Consider the following 21,849-nt stretch of genomic DNA (forward strand, 5'->3'; position numbering starts at 1 on the left):
GTGGGTGGGTCACGGCTTGATCGGGTGGCTAGTCTCGGGCCCCATGAGCACCACAAAGTGGGAGTACGCCACGGTTCCGCTGCTGGTTCACGCCACCAAGCAGATCCTGGACCAGTGGGGTGAAGACGGCTGGGAGCTGGTGACGGTGCTGCCGAACCCGAGTGGTGAACAGCACGTCGCCTACCTCAAGCGGGTCAAATCGTGAGCTGGCGGCAGCGGCTGACCGAACTGGGCATCGAACTGCCGGCGGTCGCGGCGCCGGTCGCCGCGTACGTGCCGGCGGTTCGCAGCGGTTCGCACGTGTTCACCGCGGGGCAGTTGCCGTTCGTGGACGGCAAGCTCGCCGTCACGGGCAAGGTCGGTGGCGAGGTGAGCCCGGAGGAGGCCAAGGCGCTCGCGCGCACCTGCGTGCTCAACGGGCTCGCCGCAGTGGACGCGCTGGTGGGCCTCGACTCGGTGGTCCAGGTGGTGAAGGTCGTCGGGTTCGTGGCCTCCGCCGAGGGCTTCACCGGGCAGCCCGCGGTGATCAACGGGGCGTCCGAGGTGCTCGGCGAGATCTTCGGGGAAGCGGGCGCGCACGCGCGTTCGGCCGTGGGGGTGGCCGAGTTGCCGCTTTCTTCGCCGGTCGAGGTCGAACTGATCGTGGAGGTCTGACATGGATCCGGACATCGAAGCCGCTTGTCACGAGCTGCTGCTGCGCCTGGCCGGCCGGATGCCGGACCAGCTGCTGTGGCGCTACCGCGACTGGCTGGGCGAGGGCGCGATGACGACATTGGCGCGCACCCTGCCGAGGACTTTGCTAAAGCACAATATTGACCTCGACCAGCCGGAGTATCGCCTGCTGGTCGCCGGGCTCGTCCCGCATGGGGCGGATTGGCACCAGGTGAGTTCGACGCTTGGGGTGGACGAGGCTCCGGAGAACCGGTACACATTCACGGTGAGTGCACCCGATTGGGTGAACTCCGTAGACTCAGTGTCCGCGTTGGTGCACGCAACGTTGCGTGGTCGGCCGGACGTGGGCGAGGTGCGGGAGAGCTGGCGGCACGGTGATGGCGGGGAGCCGAAGCGCGTGCTGCTGATCACCGCGCAGGCCGGCCTCCCGAGGCTGACCGGTGAACTGCAGCGGGTCCTGCGGGTGCTGGGCGACGAGGAACCCAGCGTCGAGGTGATGCCGCCGCGGTTCGAGCTGCCCGCGTACCACCGTGCCGCGCTGGCGAGTTCCGAGCTGGTCTGTACCGGAGCAGTGGACACCGGGCACCGCCTCGCCGCTGCGTAACGGTCCGCTCACCTCGAGCGGGCTGCTGGGAGGAGAATCGTGGAGGTCCACAGTGACGCCGCTGGGCTGGGAACCGACGGGTTCGCGGTTCCGCTGCGGCTGCACAATCTGCTGCTCGCGCTGGCCGGAAGGCTGGACGACAGCGCCCTTTCCGAAGCGCGGGAGCTGACGGCCAGGGCGCGCCTCGACGAGGCCGCCGAGCTGACCACGGGCGCGCTGATCGCCGGCAAGCTGCCGGTGCGCGAGTCGGAACAGCACGAGCTGGGGCTCGTGCTCGAACTGAGCCGCTCCGATGCGACGCTTGCCGAGCACCTCACGGTCAACGACGCCGAGGCGGACAACGGGGTGCTGCACCATTTCACGGGTGACAACCAGCCCGAACGTGGCATCGCCGACGCGCTGGACCGCACCCTGCAGGTGCTGCCCGACGTGCGCTCGGTGCACGCGGTCTGGCGCAACACGCCGGCCGGCAGCGTGCCGGGGCCGCTGCCGCAGCGCGTGGTGCTGGTGGAGATCGGCCCGGAGGGCAACCCGCCCGCGGCCGCCTACCGGGTCGACGCGGCCTTGCGCCGCGCCGGTATCCGGGCGGTCGTCGAGGTTTCCGGTCCGGGCGCGGAGCGCGCCCGCTATCACGACCAGGCCCTCGACTCGGCCGTCGCGGTATGGCTCGCGAGCGGGGTCAAGGGTGTGACCCCGCCGAGCAGACCGGCCCCGGCGAAAGCTTCGGCCGTCGCGCGGGAGAAGGCGGGACGGCACGTCGCCGCAGACGCGAACAAGGCCGAAGAGCCGAAGCCTCAGGCCGTGCCCGAGCCCCCGGCCGCGCCCGAACCGCCTGCCGTGCCGGAGCCCGCCAAGGGTCCGGGGCACAAGTTCGGTCCGCGTGAAGAGCCGCCGGAGGCACGCGCCGAGGCCACCACGGACCTGTCTTCGGCCGAGGTCGCGCAGCTGCGTGCCGCGCTCGCCGAGGATCCGGAGAAGGGCAAGGCCATCGCCTCCGCGGTGATCGGTCCCGGCGAGGTCGTCGAGATCCCCGAACTCGACCTCAACGACCCGCAGCTGTCCGAGCGCGACCGCCAGCTGCTGCGTGAACTGCACGCCGAGCTGGCCGAGCGGGAGCGCGCGGAGGCGTCCAAGGTCCGGTCCAACGGCTCGGGCGAAGAGAACCCGCGCTGGGTTGACGGGTTCTCCGGAGCCTGACGGCTGCCGACGGTGTCCGCCTTCTTTCGGTCGGATTGGTAAATTCGTTGGCGTGGCTCAATTGAATTTCCGGTTCCCGGGCGGCATGCGGTTCTCCGACGTGCCGCCCGAGCAACCGGCGGTGCCGCGCGACGCCGCCACCGTGATCCTGCTTCGTGACACCGACGAGGGTCTCGAAGTGTTCCTGCAACGGCGCGTGGCCGCGATGGCGTTCGCCCCGGGCGTGACCGTGTTCCCCGGCGGCGGGGTCGACGAGCGCGACGCGGACGCTTCGGTTCGCTGGACGGGCCCGGCGGCGAGCGAGTGGGCGGACTGGTTCGGCGGTACCGAACCGATCGCCCGGTCGCTGGTGTGCGCTGCCGTGCGGGAGATGTTCGAGGAATCCGGCGTGCTGCTGGCCGGTACGGACGTCGGTGTGATCGGCGACGCGGCACGGTACGCCGGCGAGCGGCGCGCGCTCGAATCGCGCGAGCTGTCGCTGGCCGCTTTCCTGGCCGGCGCCGGGCTGACCCTGCGCGCCGATCTGCTCCGGCCGTGGGCCCACTGGATCACCCCCGTTCAGGAGGAACGCCGGTACGACGCCAGGTTCTTCGTCGCGGTCCTGCCCTCCGGGCAGCATGCCGACGGCGCCACCACGGAGGCGGCGTCCTCGGGCTGGCAACGGCCGGAGGACGCGCTCGCCGACGCGGAGGCCGGGCGCAGCATCCTCATGCCGCCCACCTGGCACACGCTGAGCGAGCTCACCGGGTTCGACACCACCGCGGAGGTGCTCGACGCGGAACGGACGGTGGAGACGATCATTCCGAAGCTCGTCCGCGAAGGCGATCAGATCCGGGTAATCGTGGGGGACGAATGACGCATCCGGCCTACGGCGAGTTCCGGCAGGTGTCGCCGGCCGCTTCGGTGCTGCTGGAGAACAACCCGTCCGCGATGACGCTGGAGGGCACGAACACCTGGGTGTTGCGGGCCCCCGGCGCCGCCGGCTGCGTCATCGTCGATCCCGGCTATCACGATCTGGACCATTTGCCGAAGCTCACCGAGACCGGGCCGGTCGAACTGATCCTGCTGACGCATCACCATCCCGACCACAGCGAGGGCGCACCGTGGCTGGCCGAGCAGGCCGGCGCGCCGGTGCGCGCGCTGGACCCGGCGCTGTGCCGCGCGGCGGAGGCCTTTGTGGACGGTGAGGTGATCTCGGCTGCCGGGCTGGAGATCGAGGTGCTGCACACGCCCGGCCATACCGAGGACTCGGTGTGCCTGCGCGTCGGGGATCACGTGCTGACCGGTGACACGATTCTCGGCCGCGGCACGACCGTGCTGAGCGACCTCGGGTCCTACCTCGGTTCGCTCCGGCGGCTGCTGGAGCTGCCCGCGGGGCTGAGCGGGCTGCCCGGGCACGGCCCCGAGCTCGCCGAGCTCAAGACGATCGCGCAGGAGTATCTGGACCACCGCGAGGAGCGGCTGAACCAGGTGCGTGCGGCGCTGGAAGTGCTCGGTGAGAACGCCACACCGAGGCAGATCGTCGAGCATGTGTACGCCGACGTCGACCGGGCCCTGTGGGCCCCGGCCGAGCACAGCGTTCGTGCTCAGCTCGGGTACCTGCGCCCTGGGTCAGGATGATCTGATGGTGAGGATGGCGAGGTGCGCGTACTTCGGGTGCGGCCGCACCTCGGCGTCGGCGGCGAAGCACGCCGAGGCCAGTAGTCTCCGCTGGTCGTCGATCCGGTCGACGTCCACGCCGGCGGGACAGAACAGCAGCACGTGCACGTCCTTGCCGCGAGGTTTCGTCCACAGGATGGCCGGCCGCCGGCCGTCCACCGAACACACTCTCGCCGCGGTGAACGCGGTGCGGAGCCGGTGCTGCACCACCACCGCCCGCAGCCGGGCCCAGATGAACCGTTGCGCGGCGGGCCAGTAGTACAGCGCGCCACTGGTGATCACCAGTGCGACCAGTGACCAGACGAGCCCGAGCTCGCGGTCGAGCTCGATCAGGCCCCACGGCACCAGCGCTAGGACCGCGATCTCGTAGCGCCACCGGTAGACGGCCAGCATGGGATTGGCGCGCGGGGGCTGCCTGAGCTCGCGAGCCAGTTCCGTCATCTGGTGCTCGGTGCGCCGGGAGGTCATCGCGTCACCTCCGGCACGTACACCGGTACCTGTCGTGTTTCCTCGGGCACGTCCCGGATCACGCCGACGCCTTGGCAGGCGGCGCACGTGCGACCCGCGCCGTCGCAGAATTCGCAGCGGCGGATGGCATCCCAGCGGGGATCCCGGTAGGCGCGGCCGCCCTTGCGGCGGCTCACCTGCCAACCACGTGCCCTGGCTTTCGCGTCCTCACGTGCGAACAGCCAGTCGTCGAAACGCTCGGCCAGGCCGGCGAACCAACCTGGCCGGGCGCGGTCTTGCGGACTACTCTTCGTCATGGGTGCTCCGCAATACAGCTGTCAAGCTCGGATTTCGGAAAGGCGCCTCGAGATGCCGGTGGTGACGCACTGGCATGCCTGGCGCATGAGCGGCCTCGGGCCGCTGGTGAGCCGGGGTGCGGGAGGCGTCGTGGTACTGCGTTGCAGCGCGGTGTCACGGCGCGTCCGCACGTCCGGTCTGTCGCCGGTCAGCGGCGGGGATCGGGCGGAGAACGCTCGCTTGGACCGGTCAGTCCCGGTGAGGGCCGGGAGAACACGCCGGGGCCGCCCCCGCGGCCGGGTGACCAGGAGTTGCGGTAAGGTTCGCGTCGTGCAAGCATGGCACCGCCCTACATCGACCTACACAAAGTAGGTTCCTGTCATGTCGCGCCCTTACTCTGATCCTACATCGCCTGACCGAAAGGCGGTAGCCGTCGGCCTCGAACCGGTCACGGTCGCCTTCGTCGGGCGTGAGCTGAAGCGGCTGCGCCGCGAGGCCGGCGAGACGCAGGCGCAGACAGCGGCGATCGTCGGTGTGGCCAGGGCGAACCTCGCGCAGTGGGAAACCGGCAAGCACCTGCCTTCCCCGCAGAACGCGAGGCAGCTCGATACCCACTTCGGCACGGCAAACGCCCTGGTAGAGCTGGTGGAGGCGGCGCGATCGCCGCGGGACTGGGAACGCCCGGTCATCACCCCCACGGTCGTCACGAGTGATTCGCTGGGGAGTGTCTTCCTTCGTGTCGGCCGCAGCCTCGCCCACCACCTCGTCACCGGTGAGGACGGCAGGCCCATCGGCTGGCGGCACAACCTCCAGCAGAGCAAGCACCCGACAGCGCTGAGCACCGCCTACGGTCTCTCCGCGATGGTGCTGGTAGGCGAACCCTACATCGACCTACAGGCGCTCGCGGAGAGCCTACTTTCGATGCGCGCGCACGACGGCGGCTGGCAGGGCCGGTCCGGCTCGCCCCGGCCCGAGATCACCGCGGCGGTCATCGACGCGCTGTTCCGTGTCGGCACGTCGATGCCGGTGGACCAGGCGCTGAACCTGATCGCCGATTCGTTCGTTCCGGACAGCGCCGCGCGCCCGTATCTGCTGTCGACCACCGTGCACACGGTCGCCCGGTTGCGGCCGGATGGAGCACTGGCCGACCGGTTGGTCGACGAACTGCTGGCCGCCCGCCTCGACTTTCCCGGCAAGGGAAAGCTGTGGCCGGAGAAGAACGAGCCTGGTCTGGTGGCGCCCGAGGCGTCGGTCGCGCACACCGCCCGTGCCGTATGCGCGCTGAACGACTTCCGCCGCCGGCGCGATGACAGGCCCGAGGTGGAGGACGCGGTCGAGGAGGCGGTGCGATGGCTCGTCAGCCGGCAGCATCCCGATGACGGCGTTTACGAAGAACTGATCAGACCACGACCGGACGGGAACGGCACGACCCGGGTTCTCATCCGGCATTTCACGGCGGCTTGGGTGAGCCAAGCACTCGCCACTTCCCCCCATTTCCCGCTCGCGCGAATGCAGAAAGCACTCGACGTACTGTGGAAACGATACGATCGTGACAACGGATTGTGGGCATGGGGTTCGGGTGACCTCCCGATCTGGATGACGCTCGACGCGGTCGCCGCGCTGCGTGAAGCTGCGTACGCAACGTCAGCGCTGGGGCCTCCTGGCATGAGAAATCAGGGATAAATTGGGGAACGAGTCGGGTTCCGAACTGGCCGCCGGTAGCGGCGGCCGGCTTTTTTCGACCGAACTGGCCGGGGTCCTGGGCGCGGGACCGGCCGATACGGCCACGTTGCTGCGAGGCGCCCGCCGGGTGGCCGAGCAGCCGGGCCGGTTCATTTCGTGGTTGCGGAATTCCGGTGCCGACGAGAAATGGGTGCGCGAGACGGTGGCGCGCTCGTACTGGCACCCCAATGGTTTCGCCAAACTCGCCGTGCATGTTTCCGGCGAACCGCAATTCCGGTTGCGTTTGCATGTGTGGCCGGCGGTACCCGGAGCGCCGGCCGGTGAATCGAATCCGCACAGCCATCGCTGGGATTTCGCGTCCACGGTGCTGGTGGGTACCGGTATGCACATGGTCGAATACGCCGAATCCGCGAACGGCCGGCCGTACGACCGTTACCGCTACGGTGAGGATCCGGCCGATCCCGCGGCATTGCGGGCAGACGGCCACGCCCGGCTGAAGAAGACGGGGGCGCCCCATGTGTGGCGGGGCGGGTTGTACACGTGTAATACGAAGGTCGTGCACACCGTGGTGCCGGTCGACAATGGACTGACCGCGACCGTGGTGGTGCAGGGGCCGCACCTGACGCGGTCGACAGTGGTCTATCGCGAACCTGGCCAGAGCGACGACCAGCCGAACCGGCCGCTGACCGAAGGCGATTTCCACCTCCTGGTCAAGGAGGTCATCACGGGTTGGGAGAACGGCGCGTGAACCTGCCATCCGGCGGGGTGCTGACGGACCGCGAAATCCGTCGGGCATACGAAGGCGGCGAACTGGTCGTCTCGCCGTGGGAAGACGGCATGGTGCGTCCGGCCGCGCTCAGCCTGCGATTGGGCGAGCACGCCTTCGTCCTGGAGAGCGACCAGTCCGTGGACGTGGCGGATCGCCGGACGTACCCCAAGATGCTGGAGCGGCTCCCGGACGAACGTGGCCGGCTGCGCCTCGAGCCGGGCGAGGTGCTGCTGGCACCGACCCTGGAGAAGGTCGGGCTGTCCGAGCGGCTCGCCGGGCTCGTCGACGGGACGAGCGACTACGCGCGCCTGGGGATCGGCGTCGTGCTGAGCGGCCAGGTCAGCCCGGGCTTCGGCCGCCGCAAACCCGGTGTGCTCACCCTCGAGATCGTGTCCCATCTGCGACACCCCGTGCTCTTGCGTCCGGGAGCGCGGATCTGCAATCTGATGCTGTTCGCCTCTACCGGCAGTGCCCGCGCGTACGACGAAATGCCGCACAACTATTCGAGCGATCAGGCGGTCGCTCCGTCCCGATTGGCAGACCATGTCCGGCCGGCCTGACGGCGAAGAGTGCCTCGGTGATCTCGGGGAGCGGCAGATCCTCGAGAAGGTGCTGAGGCCGCGCTACGCGGGCGTCGCCGGCTTCGGTGACGACGCCGCCGTCCTCGGCGTACCGATTGCGGACCGGGCGGGCGGTGAGCTGGTGGCCACCACCGACAGTTGCCCCACGCCGCTCGTCACCGTCCTCGGCGAGGCCGACCTGTTCCACACGGGCTGGCTGCTGGTCACGATCAACCTGTCCGATCTGGCTGCCGCCGGGGCGAGCCCGCTCGGCCTGGTGGTGAACTACACGCTGCCGGCCACGACGACGGTGCGCGAGTTCCAGCGGCTCCTCGACGGGGTCGATGCCTGCGTCGCCGAGCACGGCACGCGCGTGGTGGGCGGGGATCTGCGCGACGGCGGCACGATGCAGCTGTCCGCGACGGCGATCGGGCAGTGCCTGCCCGATCGGCGGCTGGGGCGCGCGGGGGCCTCGGCCGGGGACAGGCTGCTGCTGATCGGGCAGCCGGGCTACCTGTGGGCCTGGGCGTTCGTGGTGGCGGGGCGGGCGCGGCTGCCCGAGGCGCAACTGCGGCAGGTTCGCGATCGTGCCTTCCGGCCGACCGCGCAGCTGACCGCGGGGCGCGTGCTGGCCGAAAGTGGCGCCGTGCGCGCGACGATGGACGTCTCCGACGGGCTTTTCGCGACCGTGCGCACCCTGTGCGAGGCCAACGATCTCGGCGCCCGCATCGACGAGGACATCCGGCTCGACCCAGCCGTCGAATCGGTCTGTGAGCAGGCCGGTGTCCGCCCGTTCGATCTCGCGCAGACCTGGGGCGACTGGAGTCTCGTGGCGGCGGTGCCCGCCGGGAGTGTCGAGGCGGTCATCGCCGCGCTGGCGGCGGAGGCGGTCCCGGCGCGCGAGATCGGTGAACTGGCCGCGGCCGGTGGGGGCTACGTCCTGACCGGCCCCGGCGGCGAAAGGCCGTGGCAGGGCATCGCGCAGGAACGGTTCTCGTCGAGTTCCTGGCACGGCGACGGGCTGGACCGGATGTTGAGCGATCTCAGCCGGACCGGGTGAGATCGGTACTGGCCGCCAGTTCGGCGACCACCTCGAGCAGCCGCCGCAACGCCGGTTTCTCCATTTGTGGCAGCCAAACCACCTCTGTGCGCGCGGAATCTCCGTCGAGCGGCACGAACTCGACCCCGCTACGGCGGATGCTGTTCGCCGATTCGGCGAGACGCGTGACGCCGATTCCGGCCGCGACAAGGCCGAGGAGGTTCTGCACGCTCGACGCACGCTGTACGATCTGCGGCTCGAATCCGGCGGCGCGAAAGTCCTCGTCGTACTTGAGATGCCAGGGCGGCCACGAAGCGCGTTCGGTCAGTACCCACGGTTCGTCCGCGAGATCGGCGAGCGTCAGCCGGTCGCGGCGAGCGAGCGGATGGCCCGCCGGCAGCACCGCGCACACGCGCTCGGTGAGCAACGTGCGCGACGTCAGGTCGTCCACGAGCGGCGGCCGGGTGAACCCCGCGTCGTACCGGCCCGATCGCAGCCCGGTGACCAGACCGCCGATCGAAACGTCCTCTGTGGACAGCTCGACGTCGGGGTAGCGTTCGCGGAACGCCCGCACGATCGGCGGCAGCAGGTAGTTCGCGGTGGAGGCCAGGAACGCCAGGCGCAGGCGGCCGGTCTCCCCACGGGCGGCGCGCTGCACCTGCCGCACCGCCTGCTCGGCGCGAGCGATGACCGCGCGGGCCTCGGGCAGGAACTGGGCACCGACCTCGGTGAGCCGCGTGCCGCGCGTGTCCCGGTCGAACAACCGCACGCCCATCGCCCGCTCGAGCGCGGTGAGCTGCTGGGAAAGCGACTGCTGCGCGATACCGAGCCGCGCCGCCGCGTTCGTGACGCTCAGCTCTTCCGCGACCGCGACGAAGTAGCGCAGTTGCCGCAGCTCAGGCACCCTCACAGGAACCGACTGTAGCCGCCGCAGGAAGCCGGTGTTGGACACGCCGGAGCCCGCGGTCGGAGGCTGGAACTATGACAGGGAAACCTCGCGTCTGGCTGATCACCGGCTGCTCCTCCGGGTTCGGCAGGGAACTCGCGCTCGCCGCGCTCGCCGCCGGCGACTCCGTGATGGCGACCGCCCGCCGTCCCGAACAGCTCTCCTACCTCTCCGGCGACCGTGTCCGCACGTACGCGCTCGATGTGACGGACCCGGCGTCGGTCGAGGCAGCGGTCGACGCGACGCTGGCCGAGTTCGGGCGCATCGACGTCGTGGTGAACAACGCCGGGCATGGTTCGGTCGGCGCCGTCGAGGAGCTGACGATGGACGAGCTGCGGGCGCTGATGGAGGTCATGTTCTTCGGCGCGGTCTCGGTGACCAAGGCCGTCGTACCGCATCTGCGCGAGCAGGGCAGCGGGGCGGTCGTGCAGATGAGTTCGATGGGCGGGCAGCTGACCATGCCCGGATTCGGTGCCTACAGCGCGGCGAAGTTCGCGCTGGAAGGGCTTTCCGAGGCGTTGTCCGCGGAACTGGCGCCGTTCGGGGTGCGAGTACTGATCGTGGAACCCGGCGCGTTCCGCACGGAGTTCGGTGGCGCGCGCATGCACCGTTCACGCGAAATCGAGGCCTACCGGATCGCGACCGGCGGCACCCGCGCGGCCGTCGACACCATGGACGGCACCCAGGAGGGCGACCCCGCGAAGGCGGCGGCCGCGATCCTGCGGGTCCTCGACAGCGACGAGCCACCGCTCAGGCTGGCTCTGGGCGGGGACGCCGTCGACGGGATCCGTGCTCACCAGGACCGGCTCCGCCAAGAGCTCGAAACCTGGGCCCCGGTGAGCACGGCGACCGCGTTAGACCAGGACTGACTCCCGCACCGGCGACCGGACGGTGCCACGCAACGTCCACACGACCGCGGCGACCGCGAGAGCGGCGGCGCTGGCCGCGAGAAACGAGGCGGGCGGGCCGAATCGCTCCACGAGGTAACCGCTCACGGACTGCCCGAACGCCAGCCCGAGCGTGACCGCGGTGAGCACCCAGCCGAAGGCTTCGACGGCCGTGCCCTCGGGCGCGACGAGTTCGATCGCCGCCGAATGCGTGGCCGACTGCGGGGTGATCACGGCTCCGGCCACGAGCATCGCCACCGCCAGACCCCACAGCGTCGACGGCCAGGCGAGCAGGGCGACGAGCAGGCCGAACGCGGCGAGCAGCACCGGCAGCCGTCGCGACATCGCGCGCGGCCACGGGCGCAGGCTGAACGCGATACCGAACCCGACCGAACTGACCGACCAGACCGAAAGCAGCACGCCGCCGATCGCGGGCTGCCCGGCCTCGGTCGCCGCGGCCGGGGCGGCGACCTCGACGAACCCGATCACGATGCCGAAGCCCAGCGCCGCGAGCGCAAGGGTGCGCATACCGGGACTGGCGAGCGCCCCGAGCAGCGGACGGTGCGCCGCCGGCGCCGGGCCCCAGGCGCGGACCGCGGGGCTGAGCGCGAACATCGTCGCGCCGGTGATCATGCAGAGCCCGCCCGCGACCATGCCGGTGCCCGGCCAGGGCGCGGTGACCAGCAGCCCGGCGATGCCGGGGCCGAGGATGAAGAACACCTCCATGCTGATCGCCTCGTAGGAGAAGGCGGCGTTCTTCGCGGTCTCGTCCGTGACGAGCCGCCCCCACAGCGCGCGCGAGGCGGAGCCGACCATCGGTTCGGTGATGCCGATCCCGCTGCCGAGCAGCACGAGCACCGGGGTGGCCGCATGTGCCTCGATCGCGAACGTGAGGGCGGCCATCGCGAGCGCGAACAGCGCGACCACGACCAGCAGCGGGCGCGTCGGGCCGAGGCGGTCGATCAGGCGGCCCTGGACGATCGCGCCGACCGAGACGCCGACGAGTGAACCGGCCGATACCAGCCCGGCGACGGCGAACGATCCGGTCTCACGCTGCACGAACAGCAGGGCCGACAGGCCGATCATCGCGATCGGCAGGCGCGCGAGCAGCGAGGCCGCCAGCGGGCGGCCCGAGCCGGGCGTGGTGAGGGCGGCACGGTAGTCGGCAAGAGACACGGACTGGGACATGAGTACCAGTATGCCGGACTCTGGTACGGCGGTACCATTTATTTTCCCGCCTGGGACCGGCAGGGTCTCGGTTAGGTAACGACTATCGGATTTTCCCCGAACTCGCGCAACGAACCGGCCGCGACAGCGTCCTTCGGGGTGAACGGCCTTGAATTTCGGGGTAGGGGCCGTGGCATGGTTGACATAACAGAAGAACTCCCTCCGGACATCGGGTCGGGGCCTAAATTCCGGAGGGCGGGGAGCGCGGTCCGTCGGGGGATGGCCCGCGCAAAGCGAAGGACCGGTGCGCCACGTCGGGGGTGGCGCCCGGTCCTTCGTTCGGAGTGAGGCCTGCTCGCTGCGCTCGCCGGCTCACTCCGCCAATCACCTTGGGGGTCGAACCCCCAAACCCCCGGCAGGAGGGGCTCCGCCCCCCTGCACCCCCTGGTTGGGGGCTTCGCCCCTTGCCCCCTCGCCGGTGCCGGTTGGGGGCGGGCGCCGGGTTGGGTGTTGGGGGTCGGTTGGGGTGTGGGGCTGGTTAGCGGGCGCGGCGGGCTAGGCGTTCTGGGTCCAGGATCAGGACGCTTTTGCCTTCCAGGCGCAGCCAGCCTCGGTGGGCGAAGTCCGCGAGCGCCTTGTTGACGGTCTCGCGGCTGGCGCCGACGAACTGGGCGATCTCCTCCTGGGTCAGGTCGTGGGTGACCCGCAGGATGCCCGCTTCCTGGCTGCCGAAGCGCTGGGCCAGTTGCAGGAGCGCGCGTGCCACGCGGCCCGGCACATCGGTGAAGATCAGTTCCGCGACCATGTTGTTGGTGCGGCGCAGCCGCCGGGCGATCACGCGCAGTAATTGCTCGGCGATCTCCGGACGTGTCGAGATCCACTTGCGCAGGGACGGGCGGTCCATCGTGACCGCCCGAACTTCCGTCACCGTCGTGGCGCTGCTCGTGCGCGGGCCGGGATCGAAGATGGACAGCTCGCCGAACATGTCCGACGGGCCCGCGATCCACAGCAGGTTCTCCCGGCCGTCCGGCGACTTGCGGCCGATCTTGACCTTGCCGGCCAGGATGATGTACAGCTTGTCGCCCGGCTCGCCCTCGGTGAAGATCACGTGACCCCGGGGGAACTCCACCGTCTCCAAGGTCTGCGCGAGCGCCTCGGCCGCGGCCGGTTCCACCCCCTGGAAGATGCCCGCCCGGGCCAGGGTCTCGTCCACCTCGTGCCTCCTCATCGGTGGCGACCGCGGCCCCCAGTCGAGGGCGTGTCGCCGATCACTTGCGTGCAGTCTAGGCCGTTCAGGCGAGAACGCCGCACGGCTCGCCGCCGGGCGCGCTTCCGCCGCCCATGCGAGTGTTGGCGATCTCGTCCGATCGCCCAGCTTAATGGCCGCTGGAGGGGCGTCTGAGGTGGGGAGACAGGTGCGGTCTCAGGGGCGGGCCCGCTTGGTCCTCAGCCTGGCCGCCCTGCCGCCGAGCCGGCGCAGCCGGAACAGCTCCAGCGCGCGCCCGATCCCATGCCCGTAGAGCGCCTTGACCTCGTTGGGACGCGCCTGCTCGAGGAACTCCTCGACCTCTTCTTCCTGCACGGCGACATGTTTCAGGCGATTCTCGACGCGCTCCATCGCGAGCGCGAAGAACATCATGACGAGCGGCACAGCTACTACGAACAAGACGGTCATCGATCCCAGATCCTCGCTTGTGTCGGCTCGGTTCCTGCGCCAGGCCGTGTCGGCCACTCCGAAGTGCTCGTGGTGCCTTCCGTAGGCTATCGGGGTGCCACCCGCTGTTCGTTACGCCCCCCGGCAGGGTGACGGGGAGAGCCGGCTCGCGCTCGTGAGACGCGCCCGGCGGATGTTGCGTTGCCTCGGGGACGAGTTTCCCGACGCTCGCGCCGAACTCGACTTCACCAACCCCCTGGAACTGCTCGTCGCCGTGGTGCTTTCCGCGCAGACCACGGACGTGCGGGTCAACGAGGTCACCCCCGCCCTGTTCGCGAAGTACAAGACGGCCGCCGACTACGCGGGCGCGAACCGGACCGAGCTCGAGGAATTCCTCCGCCCCACCGGCTTCTTCCGCGCGAAGGCGAACTCGGTCCTCGGGCTCGGCGCGGCGCTGGTGGAGCGCTACGGCGGCGAAGTGCCGAACAAGCTCCAAGACCTGGTCACCTTGCCCGGTGTCGGCCGCAAGACCGCGAACGTCGTGCTCGGCAACGCCTTCGGCATTCCGGGGATCACGGTGGACACCCATTTCGGGCGGCTCGTGCGCCGCTGGGGCTGGACGTCCGAAGAGGACCCGGTGAAGGTCGAGCACGCCGTCGGTGAGCTGATCCCGCGCAAGGACTGGACGCCGCTGTCCAACCGGGTGATCTTCCACGGCCGCCGCGTCTGCCATTCGCGCAAACCGGCCTGCGGCGCGTGCCCGCTGGCGAAGGACTGCCCGTCCTACGGCACCGGCCCCACGGAGTTCGAGGAGGCCGCGAAGCTCGTCAAGGGCCCGGAACGGGAGCACATCCTGGCGATGGTGTCCGATCCGTGACGACCGCGACGAAATGGGCACTGGCGGTGGGTGTGCTGGTCATCGGCGTGATCATCGCCGTGCTGCCCCGCGACCACGGCACCCCGGCCAAGAACACCCCCGGTCCCGATCTGTCGGCGGCGAGGGCCGCGGCGGCGCTGGCCCCGTGCCCCACCGGCACCGGTGAGGTCGCGCAGCTCAAGGGCGTTTCCGCGCAGTGCCTCGGTGACGGGTCCACGGTGGACCTCGGCAGCGCGCTCGCCGGGCACACCACGCTCGTGAACATCTGGGCGACCTGGTGCGAGCCGTGCAAGACCGAGCTTCCCGTGCTGAGCCGGTACGCCGCGGAGCCGGGTGCCGCGAAGGTCCTGGAGGTGCAGGTCGCCAGCACGGAGGCGGACGGCCTTGCGTTGCTGACCAAGCTCGGGGTGCACCTGCCGAGCGTCTTCGACGGGCAAGGATTGTCGGGCCCGGTGCGCACGGCGCTCAAACCGCCGCCTTCACTGCCGGCGTCGTACCTGGTCACGCCGGACGGGCAGGTGCGTTTCATCCAGAACCCACGCGTGTTCCACAACCCTGACGAGGTGCGAAAAGCCGTGGAGGGTTCGTGAACGGCCCGCTTGTCGAAGCGGGTTCCGCGCCCGCATGGCTGCGCCCGCTGATCGAGATCAGCGGTGAGCTCGACTCGGACACGTTCACCCGCTTCGCTCCTCCCGAGGACCAGTTCACCCGCTCGGCCGCCGTGCTCATCCTCTTCGGAGAGGGTGCGCGCGGCCCTGACGTGCTGCTCCTGCGCCGCGCGGAAACCCTCGGCTCGCATGCCGGTCAGGTCGCGTTCCCCGGCGGCAGCGTCGACGAGGACGATGGCGGCGTGATCGAGACGGCCCTGCGCGAAGCGGAAGAGGAGACGGGAGTCGACCCGTCCGGGGTGCGGCCGGTGGCCGTGCTGCCCGAACTTTTCGTGCCGGTTTCGCGATTCGCCGTGACGCCGGTGCTGGCGCACTGGCAGACTCCGTCGCCGGTACGCGCCGTCGACCCGGCCGAGACCGCGACGGTGGCGCGGGTGGCCATCGGCGATCTGGCCGATCCGGGGAACCGCTTCCAGGTGCGGCGGCCGGGCACCGGTTACCTCGGGCCGGCGTTCGCGGTGGACGGCCTGTTCGTCTGGGGGTTCACCGCCGGCGTGCTTTCGGTCCTGCTCTCACTGGGCGGCTGGGAGCGCGACTGGGACCGCGGGGACGTACGAGATCTGGATGCGGCATTGCATGAGCACGGATGGGAGCGGCGATGAACTGGGTCGATGTCCTGGTGATCGTACTGGCGTTGCTAGCGGCGATCTCGGGCGCGCGCCAGGGCATCGTGATCGCGTTGCCCGCGCTGGTCGGGGTGGTCGGCGGGGCGATACTCGGCATCCGCATCGCGCCGCTGATCGTCGATCTGTTCCAGAATCCGGCGGCCAAGGTGGCCTTCGCCGTCGCGGTCGTGGTGTTCCTGGTCGCCCTGGGCGAGACGCTCGGGGTGTGGGCCGGCCGCCGGATCAAGCACGCGGTGAAGAGCCGCGTCAACACCAGCAAGCTCTCCGGGATCGACCAGACGCTCGGCGCGATCGTCCAGGCGCTGGTGGTCTTCGTCGTCGCCTGGCTGATCGCGGTGCCGCTGACCGCGGTCGCGTCGATGCCGGGACTGGCCAAGGCGATCAACAGCTCGGCCGTGCTCGGCGCGGTGGACAGGGCGATGCCCGCGGCCGCCGAGGGACTGCCCGCCGATCTGCGCAAGCTGCTCGACGTCTCCGGCTTTCCGTCCATTGTGGACCCGTTTCAGCAGACGCAGATCAACGAGGTCGCACCGCCGGACCCGAGCCTGCCGAGCAGCGCGGTCGCGGCGCAGTTGCGCGGCAGCGTGCTGAAGATCCGGGGCACGGCCCCGTCGTGCTCGCGCGCGCTGGAGGGCAGCGGTTTCGTGGTCGCTCCGCAGCGGGTGATGACCAACGCCCACGTCGTGGCCGGCACCGACGAGACCGCGGTCGAGACCCCGCAGGGCCGGTTGCCGGCGAGGGTCGTGTACTTCGATCCGGAGGTCGACATCGCCGTCCTCGCCGTGCCACGGCTGCAGGCCCAGCCGCTGACGATCGCTCCGACGCCGGGCAAGGCCGGCGACAGCACGATCGTGCTCGGCTACCCGCTCGACGGGCCGTACACGGCGACCGCGGGCCGCATCCGCAACGAGATCACCTTGCAGGGCCCCGACATCTACGACTCGCGTACGGTGCGGCGGGACGTGTTCACCGTGCGTGCGCAGGTGCGCAGCGGTAACTCGGGTGGTCCGATGGTGAACCCGCAGGGCGAGGTCGTCGGGGTGGTGTTCGGCGCTTCGGTCCAGGATCCGGACACCGGGTTCACCCTCACCGTCAAGCAGGTCCGTTCGGCGATCGACGCGGCGCCGTCGCTCAGCGCCCAGGTCGGCACCGGCGCCTGTGCGGCCTGAGGCTAATGCGCCAGGAAGCCGCTGAGTGCATTGCCGGTGCGCGCCGGGTCCTCCAGGTGAGGGAAATGGCCGATTTCCGGCAGCACCTCGAACCGTGAGTGCGGACCCTGCCACGGTGCGGACGCGCGCGCGGTCTCGATCAGCACGCATGGGTCGGCGGCGCCGTGGATCTGCAGTACCGGAACGGCCACCCGCGCGCCGACGGCGCTGGTGAAGCGGCGGCCTTCGCCGCGGAACTGCGCGCGGAACGCCCAGCGGTAGTACTCCAGCGCGCTGTGCGCGACGCCGGGGACGAGCATCGCCTGCCGGAACCTGTGCACGGTCTGGGGAAAGTCCTCGGCGTGAGTCCACTTAGGACCGGACCAGGCGTGGAAGAGCCGGGCTACGTACTCCGCCTCGTCGGCGACGAGCCTGCGCTCGGGGGCGATCGGCACCTGGAAGCCGAACAGGTGCGCGAGCGCCCGCGTCTGGTTGCGTTGCCTGCGCCGCAGAGCCGTGCCGGCGACGCTCGCGCGCAACGCCAGCGGATGGGCGCCGCCCAGCACGCTCACCGACGAGACGAGCCGCGGGTGGAGGGTGGCGGCGGTCCAGGCGAGCATGCCGCCCCACGCGTGCCCGACGAGATGCGCGCGGCGTTCGCCGAGCGCGCGGACGAGCCCGGCGACGTCACCGGCGAGAGTCCACGCGTCGTAGCCGCGCGGCGGCTTGTCCGAATCGCCGTAGCCGCGCAGATCGGCCGCGACCACCCGGAACCCGGCCTCGGCGAGCGACACCAGCTGATGCCGCCAGGCCCACCAGAATTCGGCGAACCCGTGGAGCAGCAACACCATCGGCCCGCTGCCCGCCTCGGCCACATGCAGCCGGATGCCGTTGGCGGACACATCGTGGTGCGTCCACGGGCCGTCAATCCGGACGGTGGACGGATCGGGCGGCTGCACAGGTCCTGGCCGGGTCAGCCTTGCTCGGCGACGGCCTCCCGCCGGGGCTTGAGCGCCGCGGCGGTGTCCTTGACGCTGGTGATCGTTCGTTCCGGCGCGCGGAGCTTCTTGAGCTTGCGGAAGCCGAGGAAGCCGAAGAACCCAGCGACCAGCAGCATCACGCCGAACACGATCAGGAACGCGGCCCAGCGCTTGAGCCATTCCGACAGAAGTTCGCCGAGGAAGAAAAAGAAGAAGAACGAGCTGTAGAGCGCAACCACGCCGGCGATGATGAAGAAGACGCTGCCTTTGATGCCCTTCTTGACCTCGCCCGTGACCTCCGACTTCGCCAGCTCGACCTCGGCGCGGACCAGCGTCGAAAGGTGCTGCGTGGCTTGGCTGACGAGGCTGCCGACGGACTGCCCGGCGGCTTCGCCGACGCCGTCGTCGCTCGACAAGGGGATGTAGGGCACGGCCCCGAGGCCGTCTGGGCCGTTGCGTTCGTGCTCCTGGCTGCTCACGGGGCCATCGTGCCATGCGCCGCCTGGCCCGGCTCGGTCAGTCCTCCCGTGCGGCGTGCACCTTGTTGCGATGGATGAGTAAACCGGCCCCGCCGAGCGACGCGATCGCCGACGCCAGCAGTACGGCCGCCTTCGCCCGCTCACTGGCCTCACCGGTCAGCGCGAGTTCGGAGATCAGCAGGCTCACCGTGAACCCGACCCCGCCCAGCAGCGACAACCCGACCAGGTCTCGCCACCCGGTGCCGCGCGGCCGTTCCGCGATACCGGACGCGACGGCGAGTGCGGAGGCGCCGAGGATGCCGACCGTCTTGCCGACGACCAGCCCGATCAGCACCGCGAGCGGCAGCGCCGTGGTGAACACGTCGGTGAGCGATTTGGCGTCGAGTTCGATGCCAGCGGCGAACAGGGCGAACAGCGGCACCGCGACGGCGGCCGACCACGGCTGCAACCGGTGCTCGAGCCGGATCGCGGGCGTCTCCTCCTCACCGGAGTCCGGCCGGACGCGGGTGAGCAGACCGAGTGCGACACCCGCGATCGTCGCGTGGATCCCGGCCGTGTGCACCGCGATCCAGGTGACGGCGGCGAGCGGAACGTAGAGCCAGGCGGTGCGTACCCGGCGGTGCTGAAGCCAGGCGTACAGGGCCAGCGCCGCCGCCGCGACGGCGGCCGCGATCAGGTTGAAGTGCGAGGTGAAGAGCACCGCGATGACGAGGATCGCGCCCAGGTCGTCGACGACGGCCAGCGAGAGCAGGAAGACCCGGGCGCTGCTGGGCAGGTTCGATCCGGTGAGCGCGAGAACGCCGAGGGCGAAGGCGATGTCGGTCGCCACCGGGATCGCCCAGCCGCGATCGATGCCGGGCGTGCCCCAGGCGATACCCAGGGCGACGAGCGCGGGCACGATCATGCCCCCGATCGCGGCGACCACCGGCAGCACCGCCTGTTTGAACCGGGAAAGCTCGCCGACGACGAGTTCGCGCTTGAGTTCCAGCCCGGCGACGAAGAAGAACAGCGCGAGCAGCCCGTCCTTCGCCCAGTCACCGATCGACAGGTTCAGGTGCAGGAAATGCGGGCCGAGGTGGAAATCGCGGACGGTGCGATAGATCTCGCCGAGCGGGGAGTTCGCCCACACCAGCGCGACGGCGGTGGCGGCCAGCAGGATCATCCCGCCGGTGGTTTCGGTACGGAGGAAACGGACGAACTCGGCGGCAGCACGAGGTTTCTGCACGGGCGGCTCCCTTGGTCGGCTCGGTCAGCTTTGCCGACCAGCCTTCCCGGCGCACCTGGTAACCAGCTTACCTACCAGCCGCGCTGCAACAGTACGCGCGTCCTAGTATGTGAATTGCCAACAATATCCAGATCACAAAGGACCGTCGGCATGGCAACCTCTACCGAGGTCAAAGCGGACACCAGGTTCTTCGGGCACCCACTAGGGCTCGCGAACCTTGGACGAAGCTTGCCGCCCGCCAGCCCTCGACGCCGATCAAGTTCGCGTTCGGCACCGGCATCATGGGTTTCGCGTTCCTGCTGTTCATGCTGATGCCCGCCGGCTCGAACACCGCGCCGCTGCTGGGCCTGGTCGGCATCCTGCTCGCGTTCACCGTCGCGGAACTGATGCTCTCGCCGGTCGGCCTTTCGCTGTCGACGAAGCTCGCGCCCGAGGCGTTCCGCACGCAGATGGTCGCGCTGTTCTTCCTGTCCGTCTCGCTCGGCACCGCGCTGTCCGGCTCGCTCGCGGCGTACTACAGCCCCGACAACGAGGCGCCGTACTTCGGGATCATCGGCGGGGTCGCCGTCGTGATCGGTGTGCTGCTGGCCCTGGTCAGCCCGTTCGTGCGGAAGCTGATGTCCGGCGTGCGCTAGTGCACGGCGACGCCGAACAGCGTCCCGACGTAGTACGTCACGAGCATCGTCAGCAGCCCGACCCCGACATTGCGCGCGATCGCCCGGCGGGCGCGCGCGTTGCCGAGGCGGGCGCTGACGTAGCCGGTGAGGAACAGCCCGGCGCCCACCGCGATCACACAGGCCCACACCCGCCACGACAGCGGCGGAAGCGAGATCGCCAACAGCGGCAGCAGAGCGCCGACCGCGAACGACAGCAGTGAGGCCCAGGCAGCCTGCCACGGGCTGGTCAGTGCACCGGGATCGATGCCGAGTTCGGCCTCGGCGTGGGCCTGCAGCGCGTCCTTCTCGGTCAGCTCCCTGGCGACGCGGGCCGCGAGTTCGGGGGAGAGCCCCTTCTCCTCGTAGATCTCGGCGAGCTCGCGCTCCTCGGCCTCCGGCATCGTTTTCAGCTCTTCTTTTTCCAGCCGGAGCATGGCTCGTTCGGTATCGCGCTGGGTGCTCACGGACACATATTCGCCGCCGGCCATGGAAAGGGCGCCCGCGACGAGTCCGGCGATTCCGGCCATCAGCACCGCGGTGTGATCGGTGGTGGCGCCCGCGACACCGACCACGAGGCCGGCCACCGACACGATCCCGTCGTTGGCCCCGAGAACCCCGGCGCGCAGCCAGTTCAGCCTGCTGCCGAGATCGTCGCGATGCGGCTCGTGGCCGTGCGTCGAAGTGGTGCTCTGAGTTTCCGTCACACCATTATTGAAACACAGGATGGGCGCAATTGTTTATGCGGTCGAAATAGGTTTGCCTCACTTAGATTCGGCTATCCTAAGCGAATTTCCGCTGCCGTTTCACGGCAAACAGAACGCCGGGGGCCGATGCCTGATCGAGTGGACATCGACCCCCGGCGAGCCTCGGTGGAGACGACTCTAGGCGGTGCGCCGCCGGTTGGCCAGACCACCGAGCGGGGCGGTCCCGGCCATGAGCCGTCAGGCGTCGAGGTCGGCGAGCGCCTGCTTTGCCTGCTCCAGTTCGGCCTCGAGCTGGGCGACCTTCGCCTTCTGCTGCTCGCGGGCCTCGTTGATGACCTCGTCGATCGGCGTCGACAGGTCGCCGTGCAGTTCCTTCGCCGCGCGGGACACGGCCGAGGCCGAGATGACAAGGCCGCGCGCCACCCAGGTGCTGCCGTGCTTCAGTTCCGCCTGCCAGTCGCCGTCAGCCGAACCGGTGACGGTCAGCGTGAGCTCGACGGTGCGGGTCTTGCGGGCCACGCCCTTCGGGCGGCCCCGCTTCGGCTTCGCTTCCTCGGCGGCGGGGTCCGTCGCCTTTTCCTCGGCGGCAGGGGCGGCCTTGGGGGCCTCCTCGTCGGTCACCTGCTCCTGCGGGGCGGTGGTGGTGTCCAAGCTCATGCGGGTGCGGTCTCCCTCTTCGTGGGGTACGACGGCCAGATCCTAGAACACGTGTTCGACAGTGGGAACACCGGGTTCCGGCGCTCGATTGTGCCGGGTCGTGCCGACAGGCGCGAGGCCCCCTTCCCGAACGCTCCGGGAAGGGGGCCTCGTCGTGCGCCAGCGGTTACTCTTCGGATTTGCCGGTTTTGAGTCCTGCGGAGATGAGGTCCATGACGCTGCTGTCGGCGAGGGTGGTGACGTCGCCG

The 21,849-nt window shown here is 70.0% G+C and carries 26 protein-coding genes and 1 pseudogene; 16 read left to right on the forward strand and 11 right to left on the reverse strand.

Annotated features, from left to right (window positions below; genetic code table 11):
- Positions 1-43: 43 nt before the first annotated feature.
- The 6 genes from FG385_RS23795 (at position 44) to FG385_RS23820 (ending at position 4,093) form a co-directional block, all read left to right on the forward strand.
- The gene (locus FG385_RS23795; protein ID WP_139098995.1) at positions 44-205 is read left to right on the forward strand and encodes a DUF4177 domain-containing protein; all 162 of its coding nucleotides are present in this window, start codon (positions 44-46) and stop codon (positions 203-205) included.
- A complete protein-coding gene (locus FG385_RS23800) occupies positions 202-654 on the forward strand; it encodes a RidA family protein (protein WP_139098996.1) in 453 nt (150 codons plus the stop codon). Before FG385_RS23795 ends, FG385_RS23800 begins: the two co-directional genes overlap by 4 nt.
- A gap of 1 nt (position 655) precedes the next feature.
- Complete coding sequence (locus tag FG385_RS23805) at positions 656-1,276, forward strand: hypothetical protein (protein ID WP_139098997.1); 621 nt, start codon at positions 656-658, stop codon at positions 1,274-1,276.
- Between the two features lie 36 nt (positions 1,277-1,312).
- Positions 1,313-2,473, forward strand: coding sequence for a hypothetical protein (locus FG385_RS23810; RefSeq protein WP_139098998.1), 1,161 nt, complete (start codon positions 1,313-1,315; stop codon positions 2,471-2,473).
- Between the two features lie 85 nt (positions 2,474-2,558).
- Positions 2,559-3,329: an NUDIX hydrolase gene (locus tag FG385_RS23815; RefSeq protein ID WP_139099025.1), complete on the forward strand. Its 771-nt coding sequence runs from the start codon at positions 2,559-2,561 to the stop codon at positions 3,327-3,329.
- On the forward strand, positions 3,326-4,093 hold the full coding sequence (locus FG385_RS23820; protein ID WP_139098999.1) for an MBL fold metallo-hydrolase: 768 nt from the start codon (positions 3,326-3,328) through the stop codon (positions 4,091-4,093). The genes FG385_RS23815 and FG385_RS23820 overlap by 4 nt, the downstream gene beginning before the upstream one ends.
- Here the strand turns inward: FG385_RS23820 and FG385_RS23825 are convergent.
- Positions 4,085-4,600, reverse strand: coding sequence for a hypothetical protein (locus FG385_RS23825; protein WP_139099000.1), 516 nt, complete (start codon positions 4,598-4,600; stop codon positions 4,085-4,087). The two genes, FG385_RS23820 and FG385_RS23825, sit on opposite strands and share 9 nt — an antisense overlap.
- A complete protein-coding gene (locus FG385_RS23830; protein ID WP_139099001.1) occupies positions 4,597-4,896 on the reverse strand; it encodes a hypothetical protein in 300 nt (99 codons plus the stop codon). Before FG385_RS23830 ends, FG385_RS23825 begins: the two co-directional genes overlap by 4 nt.
- A 361-nt stretch (positions 4,897-5,257) precedes the next feature.
- On the opposite strand from FG385_RS23830, the gene FG385_RS23835 reads away from it, so the two are divergent.
- Genes FG385_RS23835 through FG385_RS23850 form a run of 4 tightly spaced genes read left to right on the forward strand, consistent with a single transcriptional unit; the run spans position 5,258 to position 8,948 of the window.
- On the forward strand, positions 5,258-6,559 hold the full coding sequence (locus FG385_RS23835; protein WP_139099002.1) for a helix-turn-helix domain-containing protein: 1,302 nt from the start codon (positions 5,258-5,260) through the stop codon (positions 6,557-6,559).
- A 1-nt stretch (position 6,560) separates the two neighbouring features.
- Positions 6,561-7,307 carry a hypothetical protein gene (locus FG385_RS23840; RefSeq protein WP_235022760.1) on the forward strand — a complete coding sequence of 249 codons (747 nt, stop codon included), beginning with the start codon at positions 6,561-6,563 and terminating at the stop codon, positions 7,305-7,307.
- The gene (dcd, locus tag FG385_RS23845) at positions 7,304-7,888 is read left to right on the forward strand and encodes a dCTP deaminase (RefSeq protein ID WP_200834626.1); all 585 of its coding nucleotides are present in this window, start codon (positions 7,304-7,306) and stop codon (positions 7,886-7,888) included. Before FG385_RS23840 ends, dcd begins: the two co-directional genes overlap by 4 nt.
- Positions 7,872-8,948, forward strand: coding sequence for a thiamine-phosphate kinase (locus FG385_RS23850; protein ID WP_139099004.1), 1,077 nt, complete (start codon positions 7,872-7,874; stop codon positions 8,946-8,948). Before dcd ends, FG385_RS23850 begins: the two co-directional genes overlap by 17 nt.
- On the opposite strand, the gene FG385_RS23855 is transcribed toward FG385_RS23850, so the two are convergent.
- A complete protein-coding gene (locus FG385_RS23855; protein ID WP_139099005.1) occupies positions 8,932-9,837 on the reverse strand; it encodes a LysR family transcriptional regulator in 906 nt (301 codons plus the stop codon). The genes FG385_RS23850 and FG385_RS23855 overlap by 17 nt on opposite strands.
- Positions 9,838-9,908: 71 nt before the next feature.
- On the opposite strand from FG385_RS23855, the gene FG385_RS23860 reads away from it, so the two are divergent.
- Positions 9,909-10,742, forward strand: coding sequence for an oxidoreductase (locus tag FG385_RS23860; protein WP_139099006.1), 834 nt, complete (start codon positions 9,909-9,911; stop codon positions 10,740-10,742).
- Here FG385_RS23860 and FG385_RS23865 read toward each other — a convergent pair.
- From FG385_RS23865 to FG385_RS23875, 3 genes are all read right to left on the reverse strand, one after another.
- Positions 10,728-11,948, reverse strand: a complete 1,221-nt coding sequence (locus tag FG385_RS23865) for an MFS transporter (protein WP_139099007.1) — start codon at positions 11,946-11,948, stop codon at positions 10,728-10,730. The two genes, FG385_RS23860 and FG385_RS23865, sit on opposite strands and share 15 nt — an antisense overlap.
- A gap of 517 nt (positions 11,949-12,465) precedes the next feature.
- On the reverse strand, positions 12,466-13,140 hold the full coding sequence (locus tag FG385_RS23870) for a Crp/Fnr family transcriptional regulator (protein ID WP_139099008.1): 675 nt from the start codon (positions 13,138-13,140) through the stop codon (positions 12,466-12,468).
- A gap of 210 nt (positions 13,141-13,350) precedes the next feature.
- Positions 13,351-13,602 carry a hypothetical protein gene (locus FG385_RS23875; RefSeq protein ID WP_139099009.1) on the reverse strand — a complete coding sequence of 84 codons (252 nt, stop codon included), beginning with the start codon at positions 13,600-13,602 and terminating at the stop codon, positions 13,351-13,353.
- A 172-nt stretch (positions 13,603-13,774) separates the two neighbouring features.
- On the opposite strand from FG385_RS23875, the gene nth reads away from it, so the two are divergent.
- From nth to FG385_RS23895, 4 genes are read left to right on the forward strand one after another with little or no spacing between them, the layout of a single operon-like run.
- Entirely contained in the window at positions 13,775-14,458 is a 684-nt protein-coding gene (nth, locus tag FG385_RS23880; protein ID WP_139099027.1) for an endonuclease III, read from the forward strand.
- The gene (locus FG385_RS23885) at positions 14,455-15,048 is read left to right on the forward strand and encodes a TlpA family protein disulfide reductase (protein ID WP_139099010.1); all 594 of its coding nucleotides are present in this window, start codon (positions 14,455-14,457) and stop codon (positions 15,046-15,048) included. Before nth ends, FG385_RS23885 begins: the two co-directional genes overlap by 4 nt.
- Positions 15,045-15,728 (forward strand): NUDIX hydrolase, encoded by a 684-nt coding sequence (locus tag FG385_RS23890; RefSeq protein WP_139099011.1) that lies wholly within the window; start codon positions 15,045-15,047, stop codon positions 15,726-15,728. The genes FG385_RS23885 and FG385_RS23890 overlap by 4 nt, the downstream gene beginning before the upstream one ends.
- A complete protein-coding gene (locus FG385_RS23895) occupies positions 15,725-16,921 on the forward strand; it encodes a MarP family serine protease (protein ID WP_139099012.1) in 1,197 nt (398 codons plus the stop codon). Before FG385_RS23890 ends, FG385_RS23895 begins: the two co-directional genes overlap by 4 nt.
- A 2-nt stretch (positions 16,922-16,923) precedes the next feature.
- On the opposite strand, the gene FG385_RS23900 is transcribed toward FG385_RS23895, so the two are convergent.
- The 3 genes from FG385_RS23900 to nhaA are packed head-to-tail and all read right to left on the reverse strand — an operon-like array spanning position 16,924 to position 19,584.
- Complete coding sequence (locus tag FG385_RS23900; RefSeq protein WP_139099013.1) at positions 16,924-17,859, reverse strand: alpha/beta fold hydrolase; 936 nt, start codon at positions 17,857-17,859, stop codon at positions 16,924-16,926.
- A 14-nt stretch (positions 17,860-17,873) separates the two neighbouring features.
- The gene (locus FG385_RS23905) at positions 17,874-18,359 is read right to left on the reverse strand and encodes a phage holin family protein (RefSeq protein WP_139099014.1); all 486 of its coding nucleotides are present in this window, start codon (positions 18,357-18,359) and stop codon (positions 17,874-17,876) included.
- A gap of 37 nt (positions 18,360-18,396) precedes the next feature.
- Positions 18,397-19,584: a Na+/H+ antiporter NhaA gene (nhaA, locus tag FG385_RS23910; protein ID WP_268815937.1), complete on the reverse strand. Its 1,188-nt coding sequence runs from the start codon at positions 19,582-19,584 to the stop codon at positions 18,397-18,399.
- Positions 19,585-19,802: 218 nt separating this feature from the next.
- Here nhaA and FG385_RS23915 point away from each other — a divergent pair.
- Positions 19,803-20,219: pseudogene (locus FG385_RS23915) on the forward strand (MFS transporter); the annotation flags it as partial.
- Here FG385_RS23915 and FG385_RS23920 read toward each other — a convergent pair.
- Both FG385_RS23920 and FG385_RS23925 read right to left on the reverse strand, forming a co-directional pair.
- Positions 20,216-20,944, reverse strand: coding sequence for a VIT1/CCC1 transporter family protein (locus tag FG385_RS23920; RefSeq protein ID WP_139099015.1), 729 nt, complete (start codon positions 20,942-20,944; stop codon positions 20,216-20,218). The pseudogene FG385_RS23915 and the gene FG385_RS23920 sit on opposite strands and share 4 nt — an antisense overlap.
- A 237-nt stretch (positions 20,945-21,181) precedes the next feature.
- Positions 21,182-21,601, reverse strand: coding sequence for a DUF6319 family protein (locus FG385_RS23925; protein WP_139099016.1), 420 nt, complete (start codon positions 21,599-21,601; stop codon positions 21,182-21,184).
- Between the last annotated feature and the right edge of the window lie 248 nt (positions 21,602-21,849).

This window comes from Amycolatopsis alkalitolerans, assembly GCF_006152065.1.
In the GTDB taxonomy this organism is placed as follows: Bacteria; Actinomycetota; Actinomycetes; order Mycobacteriales; family Pseudonocardiaceae; genus Amycolatopsis_E; species Amycolatopsis_E alkalitolerans.

What these genes read in the sequence shown, in the direction of transcription:
- FG385_RS23795 (WP_139098995.1), top strand. Translation starts at nt 44, where the DNA reads ATGAGCACCACAAAGTGGGAGTACGCCACGGTTCCGCTGCTGGTTCAC.
- FG385_RS23805 (WP_139098997.1), top strand. Translation starts at nt 656, where the DNA reads ATGGATCCGGACATCGAAGCCGCTTGTCACGAGCTGCTGCTGCGCCTG.
- FG385_RS23815 (WP_139099025.1), top strand. Translation starts at nt 2,559, where the DNA reads ATGCGGTTCTCCGACGTGCCGCCCGAGCAACCGGCGGTGCCGCGCGAC.
- FG385_RS23820 (WP_139098999.1), top strand. Translation starts at nt 3,326, where the DNA reads ATGACGCATCCGGCCTACGGCGAGTTCCGGCAGGTGTCGCCGGCCGCT.
- FG385_RS23825 (WP_139099000.1), bottom strand. Translation starts at nt 4,600, where the DNA reads ATGACCTCCCGGCGCACCGAGCACCAGATGACGGAACTGGCTCGCGAG.
- FG385_RS23830 (WP_139099001.1), bottom strand. Translation starts at nt 4,896, where the DNA reads ATGACGAAGAGTAGTCCGCAAGACCGCGCCCGGCCAGGTTGGTTCGCC.
- FG385_RS23835 (WP_139099002.1), top strand. Translation starts at nt 5,258, where the DNA reads ATGTCGCGCCCTTACTCTGATCCTACATCGCCTGACCGAAAGGCGGTA.
- FG385_RS23850 (WP_139099004.1), top strand. Translation starts at nt 7,872, where the DNA reads ATGTCCGGCCGGCCTGACGGCGAAGAGTGCCTCGGTGATCTCGGGGAG.
- FG385_RS23860 (WP_139099006.1), top strand. Translation starts at nt 9,909, where the DNA reads ATGACAGGGAAACCTCGCGTCTGGCTGATCACCGGCTGCTCCTCCGGG.
- FG385_RS23865 (WP_139099007.1), bottom strand. Translation starts at nt 11,948, where the DNA reads ATGTCCCAGTCCGTGTCTCTTGCCGACTACCGTGCCGCCCTCACCACG.
- FG385_RS23875 (WP_139099009.1), bottom strand. Translation starts at nt 13,602, where the DNA reads ATGACCGTCTTGTTCGTAGTAGCTGTGCCGCTCGTCATGATGTTCTTC.
- nth (WP_139099027.1), top strand. Translation starts at nt 13,775, where the DNA reads ATGTTGCGTTGCCTCGGGGACGAGTTTCCCGACGCTCGCGCCGAACTC.
- FG385_RS23895 (WP_139099012.1), top strand. Translation starts at nt 15,725, where the DNA reads ATGAACTGGGTCGATGTCCTGGTGATCGTACTGGCGTTGCTAGCGGCG.
- FG385_RS23925 (WP_139099016.1), bottom strand. Translation starts at nt 21,601, where the DNA reads ATGAGCTTGGACACCACCACCGCCCCGCAGGAGCAGGTGACCGACGAG.